The sequence below is a fragment of the Klebsiella sp. EMBS2024 genome, from assembly GCF_036233805.1.
In the GTDB taxonomy this organism is placed as follows: Bacteria; Pseudomonadota; Gammaproteobacteria; order Enterobacterales; family Enterobacteriaceae; genus Klebsiella; species Klebsiella pneumoniae.
Window position 1 is genome coordinate 3,973,042 of record NZ_JAZARW010000001.1, and the last position, 21,833, is coordinate 3,994,874.

Annotated in this window: 16 protein-coding genes; 7 read left to right on the forward strand and 9 right to left on the reverse strand. The window is 56.7% G+C overall.

The genetic code is table 11. The features are described from left to right. Window positions 1–144: 144 nt before the first annotated feature. Window positions 145–2,484: an aerobic respiration two-component sensor histidine kinase ArcB gene (gene arcB, locus VZP09_RS18125; RefSeq protein ID WP_328795323.1), complete on the reverse strand. Its 2,340-nt coding sequence runs from the start codon at window positions 2,482–2,484 to the stop codon at window positions 145–147. A 146-nt stretch (window positions 2,485–2,630) separates the two neighbouring features. Next, window positions 2,631–3,695 (reverse strand): mannonate dehydratase, encoded by a 1,065-nt coding sequence (uxuA, locus tag VZP09_RS18130; protein WP_048978429.1) that lies wholly within the window; start codon window positions 3,693–3,695, stop codon window positions 2,631–2,633. A gap of 296 nt (window positions 3,696–3,991) precedes the next feature. Here uxuA and VZP09_RS18135 point away from each other — a divergent pair, with 296 nt between their 5' ends. Together VZP09_RS18135 and VZP09_RS18140 are read left to right on the forward strand one after the other, a co-directional pair. Then, window positions 3,992–5,008 carry a Zn-dependent oxidoreductase gene (locus VZP09_RS18135; protein ID WP_002918451.1) on the forward strand — a complete coding sequence of 339 codons (1,017 nt, stop codon included), beginning with the start codon at window positions 3,992–3,994 and terminating at the stop codon, window positions 5,006–5,008. An 85-nt stretch (window positions 5,009–5,093) separates the two neighbouring features. Further along, entirely contained in the window at window positions 5,094–6,377 is a 1,284-nt protein-coding gene (locus VZP09_RS18140) for an MFS transporter (RefSeq protein WP_328795324.1), read from the forward strand. A 51-nt stretch (window positions 6,378–6,428) separates the two neighbouring features. On the opposite strand, the gene VZP09_RS18145 is transcribed toward VZP09_RS18140, so the two are convergent. Beyond that, window positions 6,429–7,361: a TIGR01212 family radical SAM protein gene (locus tag VZP09_RS18145; protein ID WP_032439012.1), complete on the reverse strand. Its 933-nt coding sequence runs from the start codon at window positions 7,359–7,361 to the stop codon at window positions 6,429–6,431. A gap of 673 nt (window positions 7,362–8,034) precedes the next feature. Here VZP09_RS18145 and gltB point away from each other — a divergent pair. Together gltB and VZP09_RS18155 are read left to right on the forward strand one after the other, a co-directional pair. Next, the gene (gene gltB, locus VZP09_RS18150) at window positions 8,035–12,495 is read left to right on the forward strand and encodes a glutamate synthase large subunit (RefSeq protein WP_002918458.1); all 4,461 of its coding nucleotides are present in this window, start codon (window positions 8,035–8,037) and stop codon (window positions 12,493–12,495) included. A 9-nt stretch (window positions 12,496–12,504) separates the two neighbouring features. Further along, window positions 12,505–13,923, forward strand: coding sequence for a glutamate synthase small subunit (locus VZP09_RS18155; RefSeq protein WP_002918461.1), 1,419 nt, complete (start codon window positions 12,505–12,507; stop codon window positions 13,921–13,923). 54 nt (window positions 13,924–13,977) lie between these two features. On the opposite strand, the gene VZP09_RS18160 is transcribed toward VZP09_RS18155, so the two are convergent. The 6 genes from VZP09_RS18160 to zapE all read right to left on the reverse strand — a co-directional run bounded on the left by VZP09_RS18160 (window position 13,978) and on the right by zapE (window position 18,484). Beyond that, window positions 13,978–14,682, reverse strand: coding sequence for an N-acetylmannosamine-6-phosphate 2-epimerase (locus VZP09_RS18160; protein WP_004188425.1), 705 nt, complete (start codon window positions 14,680–14,682; stop codon window positions 13,978–13,980). Between the two features lie 124 nt (window positions 14,683–14,806). Beyond that, window positions 14,807–15,301: a ClpXP protease specificity-enhancing factor gene (gene sspB / locus VZP09_RS18165; RefSeq protein ID WP_002918465.1), complete on the reverse strand. Its 495-nt coding sequence runs from the start codon at window positions 15,299–15,301 to the stop codon at window positions 14,807–14,809. Window positions 15,302–15,304: 3 nt separating this feature from the next. Further along, window positions 15,305–15,943: a stringent starvation protein SspA gene (gene sspA / locus VZP09_RS18170; RefSeq protein ID WP_002918467.1), complete on the reverse strand. Its 639-nt coding sequence runs from the start codon at window positions 15,941–15,943 to the stop codon at window positions 15,305–15,307. Window positions 15,944–16,254: 311 nt separating this feature from the next. Continuing rightward, on the reverse strand, window positions 16,255–16,647 hold the full coding sequence (rpsI, locus tag VZP09_RS18175; RefSeq protein ID WP_000829818.1) for a 30S ribosomal protein S9: 393 nt from the start codon (window positions 16,645–16,647) through the stop codon (window positions 16,255–16,257). 15 nt (window positions 16,648–16,662) lie between these two features. Continuing rightward, window positions 16,663–17,091: a 50S ribosomal protein L13 gene (rplM, locus tag VZP09_RS18180; RefSeq protein ID WP_002918559.1), complete on the reverse strand. Its 429-nt coding sequence runs from the start codon at window positions 17,089–17,091 to the stop codon at window positions 16,663–16,665. Window positions 17,092–17,356: 265 nt separating this feature from the next. Beyond that, window positions 17,357–18,484, reverse strand: a complete 1,128-nt coding sequence (gene zapE / locus VZP09_RS18185) for a cell division protein ZapE (protein WP_004144945.1) — start codon at window positions 18,482–18,484, stop codon at window positions 17,357–17,359. A 190-nt stretch (window positions 18,485–18,674) separates the two neighbouring features. On the opposite strand from zapE, the gene zapG reads away from it, so the two are divergent. The 3 genes from zapG to degS all read left to right on the forward strand — a co-directional run bounded on the left by zapG (window position 18,675) and on the right by degS (window position 21,760). Continuing rightward, the gene (gene zapG / locus VZP09_RS18190; RefSeq protein ID WP_002918565.1) at window positions 18,675–19,073 is read left to right on the forward strand and encodes a Z-ring associated protein ZapG; all 399 of its coding nucleotides are present in this window, start codon (window positions 18,675–18,677) and stop codon (window positions 19,071–19,073) included. Window positions 19,074–19,246: 173 nt separating this feature from the next. After that, window positions 19,247–20,614, forward strand: coding sequence for a serine endoprotease DegQ (degQ, locus tag VZP09_RS18195; protein WP_004174125.1), 1,368 nt, complete (start codon window positions 19,247–19,249; stop codon window positions 20,612–20,614). 87 nt (window positions 20,615–20,701) lie between these two features. Next, complete coding sequence (gene degS, locus VZP09_RS18200; protein WP_002918568.1) at window positions 20,702–21,760, forward strand: outer membrane-stress sensor serine endopeptidase DegS; 1,059 nt, start codon at window positions 20,702–20,704, stop codon at window positions 21,758–21,760. Window positions 21,761–21,833 lie beyond the last annotated feature (73 nt).

Consider the following 21,833-nt stretch of genomic DNA (forward strand, 5'->3'; position numbering starts at 1 on the left):
AAATTAGTTAAGCTTTGCTATCTTAATGAGCGAGCAATCCACTTCTTCGGTTGCGCCACGTAACAACATCACTCAAACAACACTGGCTCAACCACCAGTTCCCTGGTGTTGGCGCAGTATTCGCGCACCCCGGTCTGTCCGGGGTCATTTTTTGCTGGCTTTCGCCACCCACGCCTTCAGTACCGCTACATCGTTTTGCCACTCGGATTTCATCTCTTCAACCCATTCAGCGACATTATCAGACCAGGCAGGCAGATCCGGAGTCTGGATCTGCTGGCCCAGCTGCTGGATGTGGCGCAGTCCGATAGAACCGGCCGCCCCTTTGATCTTATGCCCCTCTTCGACAATCCCTTTTTGGTCGCGGGCGGTCAGATTAGACTCCAGAACGGACATGTAGCCCGGCATCATCTTCTCAAACACCGCGAGGCCATCGTTGATAAGCTTCGGTCCCACCAGCTCGATATATTGCTCCAGCATATCGGTATCCAGCACCGCGTCGGCTTTATGCAGATCGGCCGCCGGCGCTTCCTGCGCTTCCTCATCCGGTGCATCCCAGAATTTCTTGATCATGGCCGTTAGCGCTGGCACCGATAGCGGCTTACTCAATACATCGTCCATCCCGGCGTCGAGATACTCTTTCTTATTCTTCAGCACGTTGGCGGTGAGGGCGACCAGCGGCGGTAGCTCGTCAGCGGCAAAGCGCTGTTTCAGTTCCCGGGAAATATCCAGTCCGGTCATGTCCGGTAACTGAATATCCAACAGCACAAGGTCATATTCGCCTGGCTCAAACATCTCCAGCGCGGCTTTCCCGGTCATCGCCACATCAACGCTGTTACCCAGTTTTTCCAGCACTGAACGGGCCACAATAACGTTGAGCTCAATGTCCTCAACCAGCAGCACGTTGAGCGCCGGTAATGGCATGTCGTCTTCCGCCAGCGTATCTTCCACTTCTTCCGCAATGGCAGGCGCATGGACGGTAAGCGTAAAGGTCGCCCCTTTACCCGGCTGGCTGGTAACGCTGATATCACCGCCCATATTACGCGCCAGGCGACGCGAGACGGCGAGACCAATCCCGGTTCCGGTGGCCGGTTTGCCGCCGTGGCTGTCTTTGACCTGGTAATACATGGCGAAAATTTTGTCCTGTTCCGCTTCAGGAATACCAATTCCGGAGTCTTCCACTTCGAAATTCAGGATATCGCCTTCGTCATAGCGCACGCGGACGTTCACCCCTCCGCCCTGCGGGGTAAACTTCACGGCGTTACTGATAAGATTCCACAGGATCTGCCGCAGGCGGGTCCCATCCGTGATTACCTTATGCGGCAGCGGCAGGCTCGGCTCCAGCACAAAGCGCAGCCCCTTTTGCTGTGCCTGCAAGCCGGATAGGTTTTCAAGGTCGGCAAGGAAGCTGGTGAAGTCCACCGGCTGGTTATCGAGCTGCACCTTGCGGCGCTCCATTTTGTCCATGTCGATAATATCATTGAAGATATTCCCCAGCGTCACCGCCGAGACATGGATAGTTTTCAGGTATTTTTCCTGTTCGCTGGTCAGTTCGGTATCCAGCAAAATTCGGCTCAGCCCGACGATCCCGTTTAGCGGGGTACGCAGCTCATGACTGATGGTGGAAATAAAGGTGGTTTTATCCCGGCTGGCGCGCTCAAGAGCGTCCTGATAGCGTTTACGTTCGGTGATATCGCGGCCGAAGCCCATCAGGCCGCGACGCTTACCAACGCGATCGTAGTAGGGGACCTTGCGGATTTCAAAGCACGCTTTGCGGCCATCGGGATAGTCCAGCCACTGCTCATAGGTCAGCGATACATTATGGCGGAACACCTTCTCGTCGGTCTCCAGTACCTTTTCCGCCGCCTCTTCGCTATAGACGTCCTGCGGTTTGAGGTGGATCAGCTGTTTCTCGCTTTTGCCGGTCAGCAGCTCCATCGCCCGGTTACAGCCTGAAAACTCCTTATCCTCATTGCGATAGAAGACCAGGTCCGGGGAAGCATCAAGGAAAGAGCGCAGAAAGGAGGATTGCTGTTCGAGCTGGATCTGCGTCTCTTCACGCTCTTTCATCTCAATCTTCAACTGCTCGAGGGTGGTTTCGCGCTCGGCTTCCGCTTTTTCACGTTCGCCAATCTCCTGATTCAACTGCGCGATGTTATCTTTCAGTTGGACGTTCAGCTTTAGATCGCGCTCACGCATCTCCTCCAGCTTGTCCACCAGCCGCGAAAGACGCTGCCGGGACTCTTCGAGCTGCTCCACCACCACCGAGAGAAAGTAGACCGCCCAAGGCGTGATCAGCAGGCCAAAGAAGATAGAGCGGATAACGTCGATACTTTCAACCTGGCCATGCAGCACCATGGTAACCGCCATCTGTACCACGATGGCCAGCACCACCAGCGCAAGAGCCAACAGCATCGAAAAGCGGACCAGACCCAGCTTCATCATCAGGTCGACATAATACTGCGCCAGCATACGAATTTGCTTCATAGGGGATTCCTTCACGACAACTCCGCACAATAATACTCAATTCTGAGCAATGCGCTGTAAGTTGTGCAAAAAATGCGGGCAGGAGTCGATACGGCGGCCGGCCGCTGAGGCGAACCAGCCGCAAAAGAGGGGGATCAGAAGAGGGATTAACGCTTGCTTAACGCCTCCCAGAGTCCTTTCAGGTAGGTTACGCCGAGGGCGCGGTCGAACAGGCCATAGCCCGGCCGTCCGGTCTCTCCCCAGATAAAGCGACCATGATCCGGGCGAATATAGCCGTCGAATCCGTTGTCATACAGCGCTTGCATCACTTTGTACATATCGAGGGAGCCGTATTCTGACGGATGGGCGCACTCGTAAAAGTCTTTATCCTGTATCAGCTTTATATTGCGGACGTGGGCAAAATGAATTCGCTTACGCCGCGTAAATTCGGCCAGGATGGCGTACACGTCATTATCAGGATCTTCGGCAATCGAGCCGGTGCAGAGCGTAATGCCGTTGGCGGGTGAATCGACGGCCCGGCAGATCCAGTCCAGATCGTCGCGGTTTTTGACCACCCGCGGCAGGCCAAAAATGGAGTACGGCGGGTCGTCCGGGTGGATCGCCATTTTCACCCCAACCTCTTCGCAAACCGGGATCACCGCCTGCAGAAAATAAACCAGGTTCTCCCGCAGTTTCTGATCATCCACCGCGCTATATTTGGCAAACAGGGTCTGCACCTCCGCCAGCCGTTCCGGCTCCCAGCCCGGCAAGGCGAAGCCGTTTGAATTCTCAAGCACCTCCTTCACCACGTCTTCCAGCCGCTTATCGATATCTTTCTTCTCAAACGCCATCGTCAGCGAGCCATCCGGCAGGACGTAGTTCATATCCGTCTTCATCCAGTCGAAAACCGGCATGAAGTTATAGCAGATGACTTTAACGCCAAAGCGGGCAAGGTTGCGGATGGTCTGCTGGTAGTTGGCAATATAGCGGTCACGGGTAGGTAGGCCGATTTTGATGTCGTCATGGATGTTGACGCTCTCGATCACCTCCATTTTCAGGCCTGCGGCATGGGCCTGATCGACCAGACGCTCAATTTTATCCACCGGCCATACTTCGCCCACCGCGACGTCGTAGAGCGCGCCGACCACCCCCTCAACGCCAGGCACCTGGCGAATATGTTCTAATGAAATCTTGTCTTCCTCTGGTCCAAACCAGCGCATTGTCATCTGCATTGTCTTCACCTGCTCAACTTAGTTTAATTTACCCTACTACCATACCAGCAATCATAGATGAATGAGCGTTGGCTGTCGTGATAGCGATCACATTCCTGCCGACCGGCTCGCCAGCGGTGAATGCGTCGGTGCATTCATAATTTTTTTCAATTTATTTCAATAGATTAATCATGCCATGGCTTTTTCTGCCGAGCTTTCTCAAATGTGATCCAGGCCTGATTATGATCTTTTGCATACTTGTATGGTAATAAAAGTAGCGTAATTTGTTCAGAAAAAAGACAATGGAAGGAATCAAAATGAGAAGCGTCGTCGTCAAAGAGCCAGGCCAACTGAACATTGAATCACGTCCGGTTCCAGTTCCGGGCGCCCATGAAGTACGGGTGAAAATTGCTTTTGCCGGGATCTGTGGTTCCGATGTACACATCTATCACGGCCACAACCCTTTCGCGAAATATCCCCGCGTCATCGGCCATGAATTCTATGGCATCATCGACGCCGTCGGCGAGCAGGTATCTCCGGCACGCATCGGCGAGCGTGTCGCGGTGGACCCCGTTGTCAGCTGCGGCCATTGTTATCCTTGCTCGGTAGGAAGGCCGAATGTCTGTACGCAGCTCCAGGTCATAGGAGTTCACCGCGACGGGGGATTTAGCGACTATGCCTGCGTGCCGGCGAAAAATGCCTGGCGCATCCCCGAGGCTATCAGCGACCGTCAGGCAACGATGGTTGAGCCTTTTACCATCGCGGCAAATATTACCGCCCAGCTGCAGCCCACGGCGCAAGATATTGCCCTAGTTTACGGCGCTGGCCCGATGGGGCTGACAATCATTCAGGCGCTAAAGGGGGTATATGGCGTTAAGCAGGTGATCGTCGTGGATCGCATTGCCGAACGTCTGCAGATGGCCCGGGAAAACGGCGCCGATCTGACGCTCGATAACACTGACCAGCCGCTCGCGGAACAGCTGGCGCAGCGGCAGCTTGCCCCCACGCTGGTCATTGATGCCGCCTGCCACCCGGCGATCCTGCAGGAAGCCATTCTCCTCGCNTCCCCCGCCGCCCGCATCGGTATACTCGGTTTCTCCGGCGAGGCCTCAACCCTCACTCAGCAAAGCATCACCAGTAAAGAAATTTCTATTTTCTCCTCCCGGCTGAACAGCGGGCGTTTTCCGCTGGTCATCGACTGGATGGAGAAAGGCCTTATTCGTCCGGAGGCGTTAATCACCCATTGTATGCCGCTGGAGCAGGTGAAAGAGGCCATGGAGATTTTTGCTAACGACCGTAAGACCTGCTGCAAAGTGCTGCTGCAGCTGGGTTAAACCGGCATCGTATAGAATAACGGCCGACGGATATCTGCGTATCCGCCGCGCCTGATATAAATAATATAATGAGCATGGTGTTATCATGGGAAAAAATATCCGCTGGATTATCGTCCTGTTATTATTTTTAGTATATATGATAAATTATCTGGACCGGGTGGCATTATCCATTACGGTCCCGATGATTGAAAAGGACCTTGCACTTAACGCTGAACAATTCGGCATTATTTTCGGCAGCTTTTTCTTCGGCTACGCGGTATTTAATTTTATTGGCGGTTTGGCCGTGGATAAGTTTGGCGCAACGCTGGTAATGGGCCTGGCGGTCGGTCTGTGGTCGCTGTTTTGCGGCTTAACCGCGGTAGCCACCGGCTTTTATTCCATGCTGGTGCTGCGGGTGCTTTTCGGGATGGCGGAAGGCCCGATCTGCGCATCGGCGAACAAGATGATCAACGGCTGGTTTCCTAAAAAGCAAGCGGCTACCGCCGTCGGCTTTCTCAGCGCAGGCTCTCCGCTGGGCGGCGCGGTCGCCGGCCCCATCGTCGGTTACCTGGCCCTGGCATTCGGCTGGCGCCCGGCTTTTATGATTATTTTCGCTATCNGTATTGTATGGATGATAGCGTGGTTTTTCATTGCCGCTAATTCGCCCGAAAAGCACAAAAAAGTCAGCCAGGAAGAACTTAAGCTGATTAATAAAATGAAAGAAGAAGAAGTCGCGCTGGAAACAATAGAAAATCAAACAGCTCACTCGCTGGGTTATTATTTGAAACAGCCAATTATTCTGGTAACGGCCTTTGCCTTCTTCTGCTACAACTATATTCTGTTTTTCTTTCTCAGCTGGTTCCCGTCCTATCTGGTACAACAGCACCATCTGGATATTAAACAGATGAGCCTTACCACTATGATCCCATGGATAGTCGGCTTTGTCGGTCTGGCGCTTGGGGGCTATATTTCCGATAAAATTTTTAAACTCACCGGGCGCCTGCTGCTGTCGCGCAAAATTGTGCTGGTGGTATGCCTGCTGATGGCCGCTATCTGCGTGGGACTGGCGGGTACCGTCAGCAGCGTCGTGCCTGCCGTTCTGCTGATGTCGGTCTCCATCTTTTTCCTCTATGTAACCGGGGCGATCTACTGGGCGATTATCCAGGACGTGGTGCATAAATCCCGCGTCGGCGGCGCCAGCGGCTTTATCCATCTTATCGGCAGCGTCTCCGGCATCGTGGGGCCGATTGTTACCGGCTATATCGTGCAGTCTACTGGTAAATTTGACAGCGCTTTCGTTCTCGCCGGCACTATCGCCGCGCTTGGCGCCCTGCTGGTGCTGTTCGTGATCAAAACTCCGCGTGTGACGATGAAAGCCAGCCAGGCATAAATGGCTGGAGCGCGATGTCCGGCATTGTTCCGGACATCACGCTCGTACTTCTCACTCAGCCTGGGGAGCAACCCAGCTACGGCCCAGCGCCGAGCCCTGAGCGCCCTGCTGATTCAGATAACGATCCAGTTCAACCATGCCGGCCCAGCGATTTTCACACCACAGCGGCGCCAACAGCGTGGGCCGACGGGCGCTGGCGGAAATACGGTGGTAGATCACCTCCGGCGGCGTATGGCGGATCATCTCTCCAGCGGTGACGGTATACGCCTCCAGCTCAATGCCATCGAGACGCCCGGCCTGCCACGCTTTGGCCATAATGCTGCCTTTCACAATATGCAGTGGATGCAATTTGATCCCATCCACGCCGGTCGCCACTACCTGCTCCAGCGTCTGCAGACAATGCCCCTGGCTCTCTCCGGGCAGACCGACGATCAGATGCGCACAGACTTTCAGCCCCCGCTCTCGCGCCAGGCGCGCGGTACGCTGATAACAGGCGAAATCGTGTCCACGGTTAATGCGATGCAGGGTCTTATCATGAGCAGTTTGCAGCCCCAGCTCCAGCCATACCTCATACCCTTGCTGATGGTATTCACTCAGCAGGTCAAGGACCGCCTGCGGAACGCAGTCCGGGCGGGTGCCGACGCACAGGCCAACGATATTTGCGGCACTGACGGCCTGACGATACATTGAACGGAGCACCTGCACTTCAGCGAAGGTGCTGGTGTAGGCCTGAAAATAGGCCAGATAGCGCTTCGCCCGGTTGACGAGCTGCGCCTGATGAGCGAGCTGTTCGGCGATAGAGCGATGCTGCTGCGCCTCATCGGCAAACGATGCCACGTTACAGAAAGTGCAACCGCCGCGGCCCAGCGTGCCGTCGCGGTTTGGGCAGCTAAAACCGCCGTGCAGCGTTAGCTTATGGACCTTTTCGCCATAGCGACGCATAAGATCCCCACCAAACATATTGACTAATTTCTGTAACTGCATAATCTGATAGACCGCCCTCAACAAAGGGGGCCAAGCCTGCCACTTTTCGTCACCGACGGCGATGACCTGGATCAATCGTCAGCGCGGCGACCAACCCTATTGCATAAACAATCAAGATTACTGCAATTTCATTCAACCACCAGGTGATGAGTTTTCCTTATATTTTATCTTCGCATTGCCCTAATCTGCTTTCTGGTAAAAAACGGTATTAATGTCCAGTATTTAAAAATATTGCAGTCAAATATGCTAATAATGAAATATATTTCAGCGCATATTGGTAATGCAAAGCCGCGTGCACAGTGAGACAGATCACACTAGCCGCACCACCAGCAGGCGTATTCAAAGCATAAAAATTGCCATTATTTTCTTTAATAACAATTAGTTAACTTGTGTATAGCACATTTTTGTATTAATAAGATTGCCATTTGACGTAAGTGTGGATTCCCGATAAGTTGGGAATCCGCTGGAAGCTTTCTGGATGAGCACTCTGCTCATCATATTTATGCAGTAATTGAGATTCCCTCTTAACAGCAAGTCCTCAAACTTGTGTACCGATGCGAAAAGGATTTAAAGAGGGCGAATGCGAGGTGTAAACCCCGTCGCCATGCTCTTTCTGTGCCTGTGCGCAATCGGTATCGGAGGGTGTCCGTAGAGCCTGGGGAGGTTCACTGATATGTTGTACGACAAATCCCTTGAGAGGGATAACTGTGGTTTCGGCCTGATCGCCCACATAGAAGGCGAACCTAGCCACAAGGTAGTGCGAACCGCAATACACGCACTGGCCCGCATGCAGCACCGTGGCGCAATCCTTGCCGATGGTAAAACCGGCGACGGTTGCGGTCTGCTGCTGCAAAAACCCGATCGTTTCTTCCGCATCGTTGCCGAAGAGCGCGGCTGGCGTTTAGCCAAAAACTACGCCGTTGGGATGCTGTTCCTGAATAAAGATCCTGAGCTGGCTAAAGCGGCGCGCCGCATCGTTGAAGAAGAACTTCAGCTTGAGACCCTGTCGATTGTCGGCTGGCGCGATGTGCCGACCAACGAAGGCGTGCTCGGTGAAATCGCCCTCTCCTCGCTGCCCCGTATTGAGCAAATCTTTGTCAACGCCCCGGCTGGCTGGCGCCCGCGCGATATGGAGCGCCGTCTGTTTATTGCGCGTCGTCGCATTGAAAAACGCCTGCAGGAAGACAAGGATTTCTACGTTTGTAGCTTGTCCAATCTGGTCAACATCTATAAAGGTCTGTGTATGCCGGCGGATTTGCCGCGCTTCTACCTGGACCTCGCGGACCTGCGCCTGGAGTCGGCTATCTGCCTGTTCCACCAGCGCTTCTCCACCAACACCGTACCACGCTGGCCGTTGGCGCAGCCGTTCCGCTACCTGGCGCACAACGGTGAAATTAACACCATTACCGGCAACCGCCAGTGGGCCCGCGCCCGTACCTATAAGTTCCAGACCCCGCTGATCCCTGACCTGCACGACGCCGCGCCGTTCGTTAACGAAACCGGCTCCGACTCCAGTTCTATGGACAACATGCTGGAGCTGCTGCTGGCCGGCGGGATGGACATCGTGCGCGCCATGCGTCTGCTGGTGCCGCCAGCCTGGCAGAACAACCCGGATATGGATCCGGAGCTGCGTTCGTTCTTCGACTTTAACTCCATGCATATGGAGCCGTGGGACGGCCCGGCGGGCATCGTCATGTCAGATGGCCGCTACGCGGCCTGTAACCTCGACCGTAACGGTCTGCGCCCGGCGCGCTACGTCATTACCAAAGATAAGCTCATCACCTGCGCCTCCGAAGTCGGCATCTGGGATTACCAGCCTGACGAAGTGGTCGAGAAAGGCCGCGTGGGCCCGGGCGAGCTGATGGTTATCGATACCCGTGCCGGACGCATTCTGCACTCAGCGGAAACCGATGACGATCTGAAGAGCCGCCATCCGTATAAAGAGTGGATGGAGAAAAACGTTCGTCGCCTGGTGCCGTTCGAAGATCTGCCGGACGAAGAGGTTGGCAGCCGCCAGCTGGATGACGACACGCTCGCCAGCTACCAGAAACAGTTTAACTACAGCGCGGAAGAGCTGGACTCCGTCCTGCGCGTGCTCGGCGAAAATGGCCAGGAAGCAGTCGGTTCGATGGGCGATGACACGCCTTTCGCCGTGCTCTCCAGCCAGCCGCGCATTATCTACGATTACTTCCGTCAGCAGTTCGCCCAGGTGACTAACCCGCCGATCGACCCGCTGCGCGAAGCGCACGTCATGTCGCTGGCTACCAGCATCGGTCGCGAAATGAACGTCTTCTGCGAAGCGGAAGGCCAGGCGCATCGTCTGAGCTTCAAATCGCCGATCCTGCTGTACTCCGATTTTAAACAGCTGACGACGATGGAAGAAGAGCACTATCGCGCCGACGTCCTCGATATCACGTTCAACCCGGCAGAGGCCTCCCTCAGCGAGACGGTGAAAGCGCTGTGCGATAAAGCGGAGCAAATGGTGCGCGACGGCACCGTGCTGCTGGTGCTCTCTGACCGCAACATCGCCAAAGACCGTCTGCCGGTACCGGCGCCGATGGCCGTTGGCGCGATCCAGACCCGTCTGGTCGATAAAAGCCTGCGCTGCGATGCCAACATCATCGTTGAAACCGCCAGCGCCCGCGATCCGCACCACTTCGCCGTGCTGCTCGGCTTTGGGGCGACGGCTATCTATCCATACCTCGCCTACGAAACGCTGGCGAAGCTGGTCGACAGCAAAGCCATCGATAAACCGTACCGTGCGGTGATGCTGAACTATCGCAACGGTATCAATAAAGGTCTGTATAAGATCATGTCCAAGATGGGGATCTCGACCATCGCCTCCTACCGCTGCTCGAAGCTGTTCGAAGCGGTCGGTCTGCATCGCGATGTCTCCGAGCTCTGCTTCCAGGGCGTGGTCAGCCGCATCGGCGGCGCCAGCTTCGACGACTTCCAGCAGGATCTGCTGAATCTGTCGAAACGCGCCTGGCTGGCGCGTAAGCCACTGGCCCAGGGCGGTTTGCTGAAATATGTGCACGGCGGCGAATATCATGCCTACAACCCGGACGTGGTGCGCACCCTGCAGCAGGCCGTGCAGAGCGGCGAATACAGCGATTATCAACAATACGCGAAACTGGTTAACGAACGTCCAGCGGCCACGCTGCGCGACCTGCTGGCGCTCAACCCAGGCGAAGACGCCATCAGCATCGACGAAGTAGAGCCGGCGAAGGAGCTGTTTAAACGCTTCGATACCGCGGCGATGTCGATCGGCGCCCTGAGCCCGGAAGCGCACGAGTCGCTGGCGGAAGCGATGAACAGCATCGGCGGCTTCTCCAACTCCGGTGAAGGCGGTGAAGACCCGGCGCGCTACGGCACTAATAAAGTGTCGCGCATCAAGCAGGTCGCGTCCGGCCGCTTCGGCGTCACGCCAGCCTACCTGGTCAATGCCGACGTCATCCAGATCAAAGTCGCCCAGGGGGCGAAACCGGGTGAAGGTGGCCAGCTGCCGGGTGATAAAGTCACCCCGTACATCGCCAAACTGCGCTATTCGGTACCGGGCGTCACGCTGATTTCCCCGCCGCCGCACCACGATATCTACTCTATCGAGGATCTGGCGCAGCTGATTTTCGACCTCAAGCAGGTCAATCCGAAAGCGATGATTTCGGTCAAACTGGTTTCTGAGCCGGGCGTTGGCACCATCGCCACCGGCGTGGCCAAAGCCTATGCCGACCTGATCACCATCGCCGGCTACGACGGCGGCACCGGGGCGAGCCCGCTCTCTTCGGTGAAATATGCCGGCTGTCCGTGGGAGCTCGGCCTGGTGGAAACCCAGCAGGCGCTGGTCGCTAACGGTCTACGTCATAAGATCCGTCTGCAGGTGGATGGCGGCCTGAAAACCGGTCTCGATATCATCAAAGCGGCGATCCTCGGCGCGGAGAGCTTCGGTTTCGGTACCGGCCCGATGGTCGCGCTGGGCTGTAAATACCTGCGTATTTGCCACCTGAACAACTGCGCTACCGGCGTGGCGACCCAGGATGACAAACTGCGTAAGAATCACTATCACGGTCTGCCGTTCAAAGTGACCAACTACTTTGAATTTATCGCCCGTGAGACCCGCGAGCTGATGGCCCAGCTGGGCGTCAAGCGTCTGGTGGATCTGATTGGCCGCACCGATCTGCTCAAAGAGCTGGATGGGTTCACCGCCAAGCAGCAGAAACTGGATCTGGGTAAACTGCTGGAGACCGCAGAGCCGCATCCGGGCAAAGCGCTGTACTGCACCGAGAACAACCCACCGTTCGATAACGGCGTGCTCAACGCCCAGCTGCTGCAGCAGGCGAAACCGTACGTGGATGAAAAGCAGAGCAAGACGTTCTGGTTTGATATCCGTAACACCGACCGCTCCGTGGGGGCCTCGCTGTCCGGGTATATCGCCCAGACCCATGGCGACCAGGGACTGGCGGGCGACCCGATCGTCGCTCACTTTAGCGGCACCGCGGGCCAGAGCTTCGGCGTGTGGAACGCCGGCGGCGTGGAACTGCATCTGACTGGCGACGCCAACGACTACGTCGGGAAAGGCATGGCGGGCGGTCTGCTGGCCATTCGTCCGCCGGTGGGCTCTGCGTTCCGCAGCCATGAAGCCAGTATTATCGGCAACACCTGCCTGTACGGCGCGACCGGTGGTCGTCTGTACGCCGCAGGCCGCGCGGGCGAGCGTTTCGCCGTGCGTAACTCCGGCGCCATCACCGTGGTGGAAGGCATCGGCGACAACGGCTGCGAATATATGACCGGCGGCATCGTCTGCGTGCTCGGAAAAACCGGCGTCAACTTTGGCGCAGGGATGACCGGCGGCTTTGCCTATGTCCTGGATGAAGATGGCGACTTCCGCAAACGCGTGAACCCGGAGCTGGTGGAAGTGCTGGACGTTGATTCTCTGGCCATCCATGAAGAGCACCTGCGCGGTTTAATCACCGAGCACGTACAGCTTACCGGTTCGCAACGCGGCGAAGAGATCCTCGCCAACTGGCCGGCCTTCTCCGCGAAGTTTGCGCTGGTTAAACCAAAGTCCAGCGATGTTAAAGCACTGTTGGGTCACCGTAGTCGTTCCGCAGCTGAGCTGCGGGTGCAGGCGCAGTAAGGGGTTAAGATGAGTCAGAACGTTTATCAATTTATCGACCTGCAGCGCGTTGATCCGCCAAAGAAACCGCTGAAGATCCGTAAAATTGAGTTTGTGGAAATTTACGAGCCGTTTTCAGAAGGCCAGGCCAAGGCGCAGGCGGATCGCTGCCTCTCCTGTGGCAACCCGTACTGCGAATGGAAGTGCCCGGTGCATAACTACATCCCGAACTGGCTGAAGCTGGCCAACGAGGGGCGTATTTTTGAAGCGGCCGAGCTGTCGCATCAAACCAACACTCTGCCGGAAGTCTGCGGGCGCGTCTGCCCGCAGGACCGCCTGTGTGAAGGCTCCTGTACGCTGAACGATGAGTTCGGCGCGGTGACCATCGGCAACATCGAACGCTATATCAACGATAAGGCATTCGAGATGGGCTGGCGTCCGGATCTCTCCGACGTGAAGCCGACCGGTAAAACCGTCGCGATCATCGGCGCTGGCCCGGCGGGCCTCGCCTGCGCCGACGTGCTGACCCGTAACGGCGTCAAGGCGGTGGTATTTGACCGCCATCCGGAAATCGGCGGCCTGCTGACCTTCGGTATCCCAGCGTTCAAGCTGGAAAAAGAGGTGATGACCCGCCGCCGGGAGATCTTCACCGGCATGGGCATTGAGTTCAAACTCAATACCGAAGTGGGCCGCGACGTGCAGCTCGACGACCTGCTGAAGGAGTACGATGCGGTGTTCCTCGGCGTCGGGACCTATCAGTCGATGCGCGGTGGACTGGACAACGAAGACGCCCCGGGTGTTTACGACGCGCTGCCGTTCCTTATCGCTAACACTAAGCAGATCATGGGCTTTGGTGAAACCGCCGATGAGCCCTATGTCAGCATGGAAGGCAAACGCGTGGTGGTGCTCGGCGGTGGCGACACCGCGATGGACTGCGTACGCACCTCCGTCCGTCAGAATGCGGCGCACGTGATCTGCGCCTATCGCCGTGACGAAGAGAACATGCCCGGCTCAAAACGCGAAGTGAAAAACGCGCGCGAAGAAGGCGTTGAGTTCCAGTTTAACGTCCAGCCGCTGGGCGTGGAAGTGAATGCCAACGGTAAGGTTTGCGGCGTGAAGATGGCGCGCACCGAAATGGGCCAGCCGGATGCGAAGGGCCGCCGCCGCGCGGAGATCGTCCCCGGCTCTGAGCACGTGGTGCCGGCTGACGCCGTAGTCATGGCGTTTGGCTTCCGTCCGCACAGCATGGAGTGGCTGGCGAAGCACAGCGTCGAGCTGGACTCCCAGGGCCGTATTATCGCCCCGGAAGGCAGCGAAAACGCCTTCCAGACCAGCAACCCGAAAATCTTCGCCGGTGGCGATATCGTTCGCGGTTCCGATCTGGTGGTCACCGCGATTGCCGAAGGCCGTAAAGCGGCGGACGGGATCCTCAACTACCTTGAAGTCTGATTAGGTCCGGAGCCTCACGCATAAAAGCCCGATGGTTAACGTCATCGGGCTTTTTTATTGCTCATTCGCCGGGCAAACCGCCGCTTTCAGCGCCGTATTATACCAGCCGCAGATATGCTCCAGGCGGGTAATCGCCGAGCCGACGGTCACCGCCCACGCGCCGCAACGCATCGCCTCCGCCGCCTGGGCAGGCGTGTTATAGCGCCCTTCGGCAATCACTCTGCAGCCCGCCACGCTCAGGCATTGCACCAGCGCCAGATCCGGCTCATCCGGCGTCTCCTCTGCGGTATAGCCGGAGAGAGTCGTCCCGACAATCTCAGCCCCCAACTGCCAGCACTCGAGAGCATCGTCGAGAGATGAGCAATCGGCCATCGCCACTTTTCCCAGCTGATGAATTTCTGCTAATAGCGCCGACACTGACGCCGGACGCTGACGCTGGGTGCCGTCAATAGCAATAATATCCGCTCCGCCCTGCGCCAGCGCGTCGATATCTTCCAGCCATGGCGTAATACGCACCGGGCTATCGGGCAAATCGCGTTTGATCAACCCAATAACGGGCACTGTCACTAACGGACGAACGGCCTGCAGGTTGGCCAGGCCTTCGATGCGCAGCGCTACCGCTCCCGCCTGCTCAGCCGCCAGCGCCATTGCCGCGACGATAGCGGGATTATCCAGCGGACTGCCCGGCACCGGCTGGCAGGAGACTATTAATCCGCCATGATGACGGATACGCTGGTCCAGTTGTGCGAGTAAAGACATGTCTGCTCCCTAAAAACTACCTGTGGCGATGACGATACCAGCCATGGGACGCCTCGTTTGTGGCAGAGTTAACAAAGCGGACAGACAAAAAAACAGGCCCCGCAGGGCCTGTCAGAGAAGGGATTCACTTCACCACGCGCAGCGCCGGGCGACCACCGCGCGGCGGCGGCGTGTCGTCAGGATCGTCGTCGTGATTATCCGGCTTATCGCCATCGATCACCGACATCACCGTTTCGCTTTCACTCTCCGGCGCGACGTCATCATCGTTGAGGCTGCTGACGTCTTCGTCATAGGCCGCTTCCGGTTCGAACATCGTACCAGCGCCGTTCTCACGGGCGTAGATGGCGAGTACCGCAGCCAGCGGGACAGACACGTTGCGTGGTACCCCGCCAAAGCGCGCGTTGAAGCGCACTTCGTCGTTCGCCAGCTCGAGATTGCCTACCGCACGCGGGGCAATATTGAGAACGATTTGCCCATCGCGCGCGTACTCCATCGGCACGAGCACGCCCGGCAGCGTCACATCCACCACCAGGTGCGGCGTCAGCTGGTTATCCAGCAGCCAGTCATAAAACGCCCGTAACAGATACGGGCGACGCGGCGTCAGCTGTGATACATCCATTATTTAGCCCCGACCGAGGCGCATTTCACGCTCGGCTTCAGTTAAAGAAGCGAGGAAGGAATCACGCTCAAATACGCGAGTCATATAGCCTTTGAGCTCTTTCGCGCCAGCGCCAACCAGCTCCACACCAAGAACCGGCAGACGCCACAGCAGCGGCGCCAGGTAGCAGTCCACCAGGCTGAACTCATCGCTCAGGAAGTAAGGTTTCTGGGTGAAGACCGGCGCGATGGCCAGCAGTTCTTCACGCAGCTGCTTACGCGCAGCATCAGCTTGCGCTGCAGTACCGCTCTGAATGGTGTTCATCAGCGAATACCAGTCCTTCTCGATACGTTGCATATACAGGCGGCTTTCACCACGCGCCACCGGATAAACCGGCATTAACGGCGGGTGCGGGAAACGCTCATCCAGATACTCCATAATGATGCGGGATTCCCACAGAGTGAGCTCACGATCCACCAGCGTCGGTACGCTTTGATTCGGGTTGAGGTCAATCAGATCCTGAGGCGGGTTATCCTTCTCCACGTGCTCTATCTCAAAACTGACACCCTTCTCGGCCAGCACAATGCGGACCTGATGGCTATAGATGTCAGTAGGACCAGAAAACAGCGTCATTACCGAACGTTTGTTGGCAGCGACAGCCATGAAAACCTCCAGGTATATTCAGAATTTTGTACTGCTGCCGGCCACTCATGACCAGCCAGATGTAAAAACCCCATTAGCGCGATGTCACCTTCGTTCACGAATAAAACAAAAAATGAACAATCACCAGCATTTGGGCAGAAAATTGGATGATAGTTTACCAGATTTTGAAGACGTTGTGGTGAGGGGATTCTGGAAATGCTGAAAAAGTGGCGAGAACCGGCGCTATGCTTGTGGATAACAGCCGTTTTATCCATAAAAAAACCCGCCGAAGCGGGTTTTTTCGCAAATTGTTCTGCGTGAGCAGAAAACAATTAACGTTTGGAGAACTGCGGACGACGACGTGCTTTACGCAGACCGACTTTCTTACGTTCAACCTGACGAGCGTCACGAGTAACGAAGCCAGCTTTACGCAGTTCGGAACGCAGGGACTCGTCGTACTCCATCAGAGCGCGGGTGATACCGTGACGGATCGCACCAGCCTGACCAGAGATACCACCACCTTTAACAGTGATGTACAGATCCAGTTTCTCAACCATGTCGACCAGTTCCAGCGGCTGACGAACTACCATGCGGGCAGTTTCACGACCGAAGTACTGTTCCAGAGAACGCTGGTTGATAACGATTTTACCGTTGCCCGGTTTGATGAAAACGCGAGCTGCGGAACTTTTGCGGCGACCAGTGCCGTAGTATTGATTTTCAGCCATTGCCTATAATCCCGATTAGATGTCAAGAACTTGCGGTTGCTGTGCCGCGTGGTTGTGCTCGTTACCCGCGTAAACTTTCAGTTTACGGTACATAGCACGACCCAGCGGGCCTTTTGGCAGCATGCCTTTAACCGCGATTTCAATCACACGCTCAGGACGGCGGGCAATCATCTCTTCAAAGGTCGCTTCTTTGATACCACCGATGTGGCCGGTGTGGTGGTAGTACATTTTGTCTTCGCGCTTGTTGCCGGTAACAGCAACTTTTTCTGCGTTCAGAACGATGATGTAATCACCGGTATCAACGTGCGGAGTGTATTCCGCTTTGTGCTTACCGCGCAGGCGACGAGCCAGTTCAGTAGCCAGACGGCCCAGAGTTTTACCGGTCGCGTCAACAACATACCAGTCGCGTTTTACGGTTTCTGGTTTAGCTGTAAAAGTTTTCATTAAAAGCTTACCCAAATAATAAGTTACACGTTGGTGAACACCCAAACGTTTAGTCAGTTGAGGTTCACACGACATTGTCCAGCAAACCTACCCCTTCGAATAGCCTATGCCGGCGCATAGAAAGTTTCGGGAAAAAAACCTTCTCGTAACGTGGGGTCGCAAGATTATAGAGAAGTCGGGGTCAAAGATCGACCCCTTTATGAGATTTTTCAGGCCGCGCCCGGGGCGGCCTTGCGGCCCTGAATCCGCCTGAAAAAGTCCCCTGTCAGGGCATATGCGGACGTTTGAGGTACTCTTCGCTCTGCATCTCCTGCAGACGCGAGAGACAGCGCTGGAACTCAAACTTCAGCCGCTCGCCCTGGTAAATGTCGTACAGCGGCACTGCCGCGCTGACCACCAGCTTTACATGGCGCTCGTAGAACTCATCCACCAGAGCGATAAAGCGGCGGGCCTCGCTCTCCAGCTGCGCGGTCATCACCGGCACGTCGAACAGCATCACCGTATGGAACAGTCGGGAGAGCGCGATATAGTCATGCTGGCTGCGCGCATCCACGCATAGCGTGGCGAATGACGCCGCCAGCGTCTGGTTTTCTACGCCGAGGGTAGGCAGCTCGCGATGGTTAATCTCCAGCGTCGGCCCGGCAGCGCGCGGCGCGCCCGCCAGCGCGAGCCACAATTTATCCATCTGTTCGCGGGTGTCGTTATTCAGCGGCGACAGCCACAGGTGCGCCTGCGTCAGGGTACGCAGTCGATAATCGATGCCGGCATCGACGTTCATAATATCGCAATGCTGCTTGATGGCGTCGATCGCCGGCAGAAAACGGGCCCGCTGCAGGCCATTGCGATAGAGTTCATCCGGCGGAATATTGGAGGTCGCCACCAGGGTGATGCCGCGGGCGAACAGGGCTTTCATCAGCCCGCCCAACAGCATGGCGTCGGTAATATCGGAGACAAAAAACTCGTCGAAACAGAGCACGTCGGTTTCCGCTTTAAAGCGGTCGGCGACGATCTCCAGCGGGTCGCTATGTCCCTGCAGGGTGGTCAGCTCTTCGTGTACGCGCAGCATGAAACGATGGAAATGCAGGCGCTGTTTACGCTCGCCCGGCAGGCTCTGGTAAAACAGGTCCATCAGCCAGGTTTTGCCTCGCCCCACGCCGCCCCACATATACAGGCCGCGGACAGGTGCCGTCCCGGCAGCCGGCTCGCGCTTACCCAGCAGTTTGCCGAATTTCGCGCGCAAACCGCCGCCTGACGCGACCGGCGCGGGCTGCGTCTGCAGTTCCTGGTAAATGGTATCAAGGCGGCTCACCGCTTCTTGCTGGACGTCGTCGGGTTGATGGCTGCCCTCTTTCAGGGCTAAAAGGTAACGCGATGTTGGAGACAGGCTTTGCATGATCTAATTGTTATTCCTTGAAAACCGTAATGCCGAAGCTCACGATTGACGAAAAAAAGGCCGTTCTACACTACGCGATGATACGCCAGGATTCCACTTCTGTGGAATTAGCGGTTATAGTGGCACTATCGGGCGCAGGCGGAGAGCCTAAGAGCCACCCTACGGAACCACAATACAACGGGAGATGTTCATGACCTGGGAATACGCGCTAATTGGGTTAGTCGTCGGTATCATCATTGGTGCCGTCGCCATGCGTTTCGGCAACCGCAAACTGCGCCAACAGCAGGCGCTGCAGTACGAACTGGAAAAGAATAAAGCCGAGCTTGAAGAGTACCGTGAAGAGCTGGTGAGCCACTTTGCGCGTAGCGCCGAACTGCTGGATAACATGGCGCACGACTATCGTCAGCTATATCAGCATATGGCGAAAAGCTCTAACAACCTGCTGCCGGACTCGATGGCAGACGCCAACCCGTTCCGCAACCGTCTGGAAGAGTCTGAAGCCAGCAACGATCAGGCGCCGGTCCAGATGCCGCGCGACTACTCCGAGGGCGCATCCGGTTTACTGCGCGGAGGCGCAAAACGCGATTAAGCCTCGCTGCGATTAAAATATTCTCCGGGCGCGCCCGTCGCGCCCGCTCCTTCCCCCACTTCCCGGCTACAATTTAAACCAGTCCCCACGTTGTTACCTGTGCAAAAATTCAATAACATCAGGTTATTCAGGACATTTTTCCATACACCTCAGGTTACGAGAGCCAGCATCTAATGAAGAAACAGACTTTGCTGTTGAGTGCGTTAGCGTTAAGCATTGGGTTATCGTTGTCGGTCCTGCCTCCGGCAGCGGCATCCTTACCGACTCAGGTGCCCGGCCAGGGCGCGTTACCAAGCCTGGCGCCGATGCTGGAAAAGGTTCTGCCGGCGGTGGTTAGCGTACAGGTGGAAGGCACTGCCTCGCCGACGCTCAATATGCCGGAAGAGCTGAAAAAATATTTTGGCGATAACGCCCCGCAGGAGCAGGCGCAGCCGTTTGAAGGGCTCGGCTCCGGCGTTATCATCGACGCGGCGAAAGGCTATGTGCTGACCAATAACCACGTCATCAATCAGGCGCAGAAGATCAGCGTCCAGCTGAACGATGGCCGTGAGTTCGATGCCAAACTGGTCGGGAGCGATGAACAGAGCGATATCGCTCTGCTGCAGCTGATTAAGCCAGACCACCTGACGCAAATCGCCATTGCTGACTCTGATAAACTTCGCGTCGGCGACTTCGCCGTCGCCGTCGGCAACCCGTTCGGCCTTGGCCAGACCGCCACATCCGGCATTATCTCTGCCCTTGGCCGCAGCGGCTTGAACCTTGAAGGGCTGGAGAATTTCATTCAGACCGACGCCTCGATTAACCGCGGCAATTCCGGCGGCGCGCTGCTGAACCTCAACGGCGAGCTTATCGGGATCAACACCGCGATCCTCGCGCCGGGCGGCGGCAGCATCGGCATCGGCTTTGCCATTCCAAGCAATATGGCGAAAACCCTCGCCGACCAGCTTATTCAGTTTGGCGAAATCAAGCGCGGCCTGTTGGGCATTAAAGGCATGGAAATGAGCGCCGACATCGCCAAAGCGATGAATCTCAACGTTCAGCGCGGCGCCTTCGTCAGTGAAGTCCTGCCAAACTCCGGCTCCGCCAAAGCGGGGATTAAATCCGGGGACGTCATCGTGAGTCTGAACGGCAAACCGCTGAACAGTTTCGCCGAACTGCGTTCGCGGATCGCCACCACCGAGCCGGGTACCAAGGTCAAACTGGGCCTGCTGCGCGACGGAAAGCCGGTCGATGTCGAAGTGACCCTGGATAAGAGCACCTCCTCAACCGCCAGCGCGGAACTGATTATCCCGGCGCTGCAGGGGGCCTCGTTCAGCGACGGCCAGATGAAAGATGGCACCAAAGGAGTGGTGATCGATAATGTGGATAAAGGCAGCGCCGCCGCCCAGGTCGGCCTACATAAAGATGACATTATCATTGGCCTTAACCGGCAGCGTATTCACTCGATTGCCGAACTGCGCAAAGCGCTCGAAGGCAAACCGCCGGTCATCGCCCTGAACGTGATCCGCGGCAACGAAAGCATCTATCTGCTGCTGCGCTGATTGTCTCTCCGGGCATCGCCGCCATGTGCGATGTCCGGACAACTCATGCTATGCTGCGCCTGACCATTCATTAACGATATCTGCATCATGCCTGGAAAGTTATTACGTTCAGTACTCATCGGTTTGCTTGTCGGGGGTCTGCTGCTGGCCCTGATGCCCTCGCTGCGCCAGTGGCAGTTGGCGCCGACTACCCAGAACGATACGGCAGACGACTCCCCGGCGAGCTATAACGCCGCGGTGCGCCGCGCGGCGCCCGCCGTGGTGAACGTCTATAACCGCGCCCTGAACAGCACCAGCCATAATCAGCTGACGCTTGGCTCAGGGGTGATTATGGATCAGCGCGGCTATATCCTGACCAACAAGCATGTTATCAACGATGCCGATCAGATTATCGTCGCCCTGCAGGACGGCCGCGTCTTCGAAGCGCTGCTGGTAGGATCCGATTCCCTCACCGATCTCGCCGTGCTCAAGATCAATGCTACCGGCGGGCTGCCGGTGATCCCGATCAATCCGAAACGCACGCCGCACATCGGCGACGTGGTGCTGGCGATTGGCAACCCTTATAACCTGGGGCAGACCATCACCCAGGGGATTATCAGCGCCACAGGGCGCATTGGCCTCAATCCGACCGGCCGCCAGAACTTCCTGCAGACTGACGCCTCGATCAACCACGGTAACTCCGGCGGGGCGCTGGTGAACTCTCTCGGCGAGCTGATGGGGATTAACACCCTCTCCTTTGACAAGAGCAATGACGGCGAAACGCCGGAAGGCATTGGCTTTGCGATCCCGTTCCAGTTAGCGACCAAAATTATGGATAAACTGATCCGCGATGGCCGGGTGATCCGCGGCTATATCGGCATTAGCGGCCGGGAGATCGCCCCGCTGCACGCGCAGGGCGGAGGGATCGATCAGATTCAGGGGATCGTCGTTAACGATGTCGCCCCGGACGGTCCAGCGGCGCAAGCCGGGATCCGCGCCAACGACGTAATCATCTCCGTGAATGACAAACCCGCCGTCTCGGCACTGGAGACGATGGATCAGGTGGCCGAGATCCGCCCGGGATCGGAAATTCCGGTGGTCATCATGCGTGATGATAAGAAAATCACGCTCCATATCGCCGTCCAGGAATACCCGGCCACCAACTAAACGGCTCCCCGTTTGGGGAGCCACGTTAATCGCTAAATACCGGACCGGCCGGGAATCTGACCAGAAACCCGGT